A 6052-nucleotide genomic window follows, 5' to 3' on the forward strand; every position below is an offset into this window, starting at 1 on the left:
TTAGATGCATGTTGTAAAAAAACATATATGCTTCCTAAAAAGATAAACGCAAAATAACTTTATAAAAAAAAAAAAGAAAAAAAAAAAAAGACAAAATATATTTTATATAGTATACTTTAATACAATAAATTTTTATAAAAAGATATTAAAAAGGCAATAAAAAGTGAAAAAAATATTTAATATAGCAGTTCTACCTGGAGATGGAATTGGTCCTGAAGTCATATCCCAAACATATAAAATTTTAGATGTTATAAATAAAAAATTTGATTTTAAAATAGAAACTAATGAATTTGATATTGGAGGTATAGCATTTGACAAATTTGGGACACCATTACCTAAAAAAACACTTGATGGGTGTATACAATCTAATGCAATTTTATTTGGTTCTATAGGTGGAGAAAAATGGACACGTTTATCACGTGATAAACAGCCTGAAACAGGCGCTTTATTGCCACTTAGACGATTTTTTAATTTATTTATGAATATTAGGCCTATTAAATTAAATTTTGCTTTAAAACAGCTATCACCGTTAAAAACAGAAATAATAAAAAATGGTTTTGATATTTTATGTGTTCGTGAATTAATTGGTGGAATATATTTTGGTTTACCCAAAGGTAGAAACACATTTGATAAAAAAAATATTTCTGCTTTTGATACAGAAATTTATTCCACAAAAGAAATTGAAAGAATTGCTAATATTGCATTTCAATTATCTTTAAAAAGAAGAAAAATTGTTTTTTCTATAGATAAAGCAAATGTACTAGAAAGTTCTTCTTTATGGAGAGAAGTTGTAACAAGAGTTTCTAAAAATTTCCCTGAAGTTAAATTAATCCATTTATATGTAGATAATGCTGCAATGCAAATTATTAAAAATCCTAGCCAGTTTGATGTAATATTATGTTCAAATTTGTTTGGTGATATTTTATCAGATGAATGTGCAATGTTAACTGGTTCTATTGGTATGCTTCCTTCTGCTAGTTTAAATAAAAGTTTTTTTGGTTTATTTGAACCTGCAGGTGGATCAGCTCCAGATTTAGAGGGTAAAAATTTAGCAAACCCTATTGCACAAATCCTTTCTTTAGCATTATTATGTGAATATTCATTAAAGTTAAATAATGTTGCTCAATTTATTGAATTGGCTGTAATAAATACTTTAAAAAAAGGATATAGAACATTAGATATTTCTAATGGAAAAAATTATATTACAACTAGTCAAATGGGTAATAATATTGCAAAAACATTATCTGAGATAATAAAATAATGAAAACAACTTTATATCAAAAAATATTTAATTCACATCTAGTGTATGAAGAAAAAAATATTACACCAATTATTTATATTGATTTACATTTAATTCATGAAGTAACATCCCCTCAAGCATTTGATGGTTTAAGATTAAAAAATAGAATTGTTCGTAGATCAAATCAAACCTTTGCAACGATGGATCATAATGTTTCAACTATATCAAGAAATATTAATTCATCTACAAAAATGGCACAAAAACAAATAAAAACATTAATAAAAAACTGTCAAGAATTTAACATTCCATATTATGATTTAAATAATATAAATCAAGGAATTGTGCATGTAATAGGGCCGGAACAAGGAATGACTTTACCGGGTATGACTATTGTTTGTGGTGATTCACATACTTCTACACATGGTGCATTTGGTGCTTTAGCTTTTGGGATTGGTACTTCTGAAGTAGAACATGTTTTTGCTACTCAAACTTTACCGCAAAACCGCTTGAAGAATATGAAAATTCATATTTATGGAAATCTAAAAAAGAATATATATCCTAAAGATATTATATTAAAAATTATTCATGATTTAGGTACTTCTGGCGGTGTAGGTTGTGTAGTAGAATTTACAGGATCTATTATTAAAGAAATGAGTATGGAAGGTCGTATGACAATTTGTAATATGGCAATTGAAATGGGTGCAAAATCAGGAATTATACAACCTGATCATATTACTTATGAATATTTAAAAAACAAAAATTTTATTCCTAAAAATCGCCCATGGAATGAATATACGAAAAAATGGGGTTATTTAAAATCAGGACCAGAATCTATTTTTGAAAAAAATTTTTCAATCAATATATCAAATTTATCTCCTCAAATTACATGGGGGACAAATCCATCTCAAGTAATTTCTATTGATGATAAAATTCCAGATTTAAAAAATTTTAATGATAAAAATTTATTAGAAGACGCAAAAAGATCTTTGGAATATATGGGTTTAAAAGCAGGGACTAGTTTAATAAATATACCTGTAGATAAAGTATTTATTGGTTCGTGTACCAATTCTCGAATTGAAGACTTACGAATTGTTGCGTCAGTAGTACAAAATAAATTTGTAGCAGATAATGTAGATGCTTTCATTGTACCCGGGTCAGGGTTAGTGAAAAAACAAGCTGAAAAAGAAGGGTTAGATAAGATCTTTAAAAAATCTGGTTTTCAATGGAGGCATGCAGGTTGTTCTATGTGTCTCGGTATGAATGAAGATCAATTAAAATCAGGAGAAAGATGTGCTTCTACAAGTAATAGGAATTTTGAAAGCAGACAAGGCCCAAAAGGGAGGACACATTTAATGAGCCCATGGTTAGCTGCGCAAACAGCTTTATACGGTAAATTTATTAATGTTAATAAAAAAACTCATTAATGAGTTTTTTCAAAGATAATTTTTTTTATATGAAAAATTTTATAAAACATATTGGTTCTATAGCTCCTTTGGATATATCAAATATAGATACAGATATAATTATTCCTAAACAATTTTTGCAAAAAATTAATAAAAAGGGATTTGGTAAACATTTATTTCATAATTGGAGATTTTTAGATCATTTAGGGGAGATAGAAAACCCTAATTTTATATTAAATAAAAAAATTTATCGCAATTCTAGTATTTTATTAACTAGAAGTAATTTTGGTTGTGGCTCTTCTAGAGAACATGCTGTTTGGTCTTTATTGGACTATGGGTTTAAAGTAATAATTGGACAAAGTTTTTCAGATATTTTTGTAAATAATTGTCTAAACAATAGATTATTGTTAATTTCTTTTTCTAAAAAAATAATAGACAAATTATTTTTTATAATAAAGAAGAAAAAAAACATTATTTGTATGATTAATTTATTAAAAGAAAAAATTTTTATTGATAACAATAGTATATCCTTTTCAATTAACCCGATACACAAACAAAGTATTATGTATAATTTCGATAATATTGATTATACTTTAACACATGAAAAGAAAATAGATTTATACGAAAAAAATAAATATCAATACTGTTTTATTTCTAATAATTATTAATTTATAATTAATATTTTACCCATAAAATTTTTGTATAAAAACATAAAAATTTTATGGGGTTTTATATAAAACTAATTTTTTAAATTATTTTAATTGTAATTTTATTTTTGAGATATTTCTAATATGGACAAAAAAATTATTATTTTTGATACTACATTACGCGATGGTGAACAATCATTACAAGCTAGTTTAACGGTGAGTGAAAAAATTCAAATTGCTTTAGCTTTAGAGCGATTAGGGGTAGATGTTATTGAAGCTGGATTTCCAATTTCTTCTCCTGGTGATTTTAAATCAATACAATCTATTTCTAAAATAATTAAAAAAAGTCAAATATGTAGTTTAGCTCGTTGTTTACCGGAAGATATTGATATTGCAGCGCGAGCAATGGAACGAGCAATTAATTTCAGAATACATCTTTTTTTAGGTACTTCTAATTTACATATATTTTCTAAATTAAAAAAAAGTTTTAATGAAATAATGGATATGGCTGTTTCTTCTATTATGAGAGCTAAAAAATATACAACTAATATTGAATTTTCATGTGAAGATGCAGGACGAACATCATTGGATAATCTATGTAAAATTGTTGAAACTGTTATTAAAGCCGGAGCTACTACAATTAATATTCCAGATACTGTAGGTTACACCACACCAACACAATTTAAAAAAATAATTTCAACTTTATTTAATCGCGTTAAAAATATTAATCAAGCAATAATTTCAGTTCATTGTCATAATGATTTAGGAATGGCTGTGGGGAATTCTATTAGTGCTATTGAAGCTGGAGCAATGCAAATTGAAGGAACAATTAATGGGTTAGGTGAACGAGCGGGAAATACTGCTTTAGAAGAGGTCATTATGGCTTTAGATATACATAAAAAAAAATTTAATAAATATACAAATATAAATTTAAAAGAAATTTATAGAACCAGCAAGATAGTAAGCCAATTTTGTAATATGCCAATTCCAATTAATAAAGCCATTGTAGGGAAAAATGCATTTTTACATTCATCAGGTATTCATCAGGATGGTGTATTAAAAAACAGAGAAAATTATGAGATCATTAATCCAAATTCTATTGGATTGAATACTTGTAAATTAAATTTAACATCTCGTTCGGGGAGGGCGGCTATAGAATATCATATGAAAGAAATGGGATATAAAAATAGTGATTATAATTTAAATGAATTATATATTGATTTTTTAAAATTAGCAGATAAAAAAGGACAAATTTTTGATTATGATCTAGAAGCTTTAGCTTTTTTTAAAAAACAACAAAATATTGAAGAATATTTTAAGTTAGAATATTTTGATGTGCAAACCAAATTATCCGGTCTTTCTGTTGCGTCTATTATTTTAATGTGTGGAGCCCAAACTAATATCCAAAAAGCTACTACAAGTAATGGCCCTGTTGATGCTATATATCAAGCTTTAAATAAAGCAACATTATATCCTATTATTTTAAAAAAATTTCATTTAGAAGCAAATGGAGAAGGAAAGGATGCGTTAGGGAAGGTAGATATTGTCGTACAATATAAATTACGTAATTTTCATGGAGTTGGGTTAGCTACTGATATTATTGAAGCTTCCGCTCAAGCTATGATCAATGTATTAAATTACATTTGGAAATCTAAGCAAGTTAATAAAGAATTAGAGAAAAAAAATAATATTTAATCCTATTTAAAATTATCTATCATATTTATGATAGTTTTTACATGTGAGTATTTATGGTAAAAAAAAAATACGTATATAACCCATACCCACAATTTATTCAACCAGAGAATCATAAAAAACGTCCAGCTTTTATTAGATATGCTATGAAATGTGCAGCACAAACAGACGTTGCTCGAAATGAAATTTATTATACTAATCCATTAAAAAATCCTGTAACCGGTCGTCTACTTCCGCCCCGTAGGAGGCGTTTAAATGAACATAGGGCGCGTGCTTTAAGAGCAATGGTTCAAGCTATGTTATATCATTTTAATATAGTTTCTACATTAGTAATGGCGTCTGTAGAAAAGTTATCAGATGTATGTGGGTTATCTACATATTCTAGCGCAGGGAATAAGTCTATTACTAGAGCGTCACGTTTAATTACACAATTTATGGAACCTATGGGGTTAATTAGTTGTCAAAAAGTATGGGATAAAATTTTAAAAATGTATATTCCTAAAATTATATTTTTAAAGCCACTTTTTTTTATGTTATTTAATATTTCTCAAAGTAGATTAGAATATGTTCGAGTAAAACAATTACAGTGGGTTAATAACCAACTTAAAAAACAAGGAAAAAATAAGATAACATTTATTGAAGCTGAAGAACTAGCAAAAGAAAAACATATTTATTCTGCTTTATTATTTAGAAAATCTAAACATACAATACGAAAACAAAAAAATAAAGCAATTAAAATTTTACAATTTGAAGAACAACACGCTCGTTCATATATTTTAAATAACTTAGTAAAAAAATATTCTACCAAAGAACTTTGTAATTTAGGGTTAGAAAATTTAAAAAGAAAAGTAAATTGTGAATATTTTAAGTTAATAAAATTAGCAAAAAATTCCATTCCTTAAATTTTCCTAGTTAACTATTTGTATTTTTTTTTTCTTATATGCTTAGCTGCATAGGGGGGTTTTTTTTTAAAAAAAAATTTTTATTCTTAAATATATGAAATTTTCTTTGTTTATATAATATTTTTTATTTTTTTAACATTTTTTTAAAAAAAAAAAAATTTTAAAATA

Annotated in this window: 5 protein-coding genes; all 5 read left to right on the top strand. The window is 26.1% G+C overall.

Annotated features, from left to right (window positions below; genetic code table 11):
• The first annotated feature begins 163 nt into the window (after window positions 1-163).
• The 5 genes from leuB (at window position 164) to repA (ending at window position 5884) form a co-directional block, all read left to right on the top strand.
• Window positions 164-1261, top strand: a complete 1098-nt coding sequence (gene leuB, locus BUCIPICE3303_RS02050) for a 3-isopropylmalate dehydrogenase (protein WP_154049447.1) — start codon at window positions 164-166, stop codon at window positions 1259-1261.
• A complete protein-coding gene (gene leuC, locus BUCIPICE3303_RS02055; RefSeq protein WP_154049448.1) occupies window positions 1261-2664 on the top strand; it encodes a 3-isopropylmalate dehydratase large subunit in 1404 nt (467 codons plus the stop codon). Before leuB ends, leuC begins: the two co-directional genes overlap by 1 nt.
• A gap of 29 nt (window positions 2665-2693) precedes the next feature.
• Window positions 2694-3311: a 3-isopropylmalate dehydratase small subunit gene (gene leuD, locus BUCIPICE3303_RS02060; RefSeq protein WP_154049449.1), complete on the top strand. Its 618-nt coding sequence runs from the start codon at window positions 2694-2696 to the stop codon at window positions 3309-3311.
• Between the two features lie 123 nt (window positions 3312-3434).
• Complete coding sequence (leuA, locus tag BUCIPICE3303_RS02065) at window positions 3435-4985, top strand: 2-isopropylmalate synthase (RefSeq protein WP_154049450.1); 1551 nt, start codon at window positions 3435-3437, stop codon at window positions 4983-4985.
• Between the two features lie 53 nt (window positions 4986-5038).
• Complete coding sequence (gene repA, locus BUCIPICE3303_RS02070) at window positions 5039-5884, top strand: plasmid replication initiator RepA (protein WP_154049451.1); 846 nt, start codon at window positions 5039-5041, stop codon at window positions 5882-5884.
• The last annotated feature ends 168 nt before the right edge of the window (window positions 5885-6052 follow it).

The organism is Buchnera aphidicola (Cinara piceae) (assembly GCF_900699035.1).
GTDB lineage: Bacteria > Pseudomonadota > Gammaproteobacteria > Enterobacterales > Enterobacteriaceae > Buchnera_F > Buchnera_F aphidicola_AV.

Coding starts and splice junctions, on each gene's coding strand:
- leuC (WP_154049448.1), top strand. CDS start 1,261: ATGAAAACAACTTTATATCAAAAAATATTTAATTCACATCTAGTGTAT.
- leuD (WP_154049449.1), top strand. CDS start 2,694: ATGAAAAATTTTATAAAACATATTGGTTCTATAGCTCCTTTGGATATA.
- leuA (WP_154049450.1), top strand. CDS start 3,435: ATGGACAAAAAAATTATTATTTTTGATACTACATTACGCGATGGTGAA.
- repA (WP_154049451.1), top strand. CDS start 5,039: ATGGTAAAAAAAAAATACGTATATAACCCATACCCACAATTTATTCAA.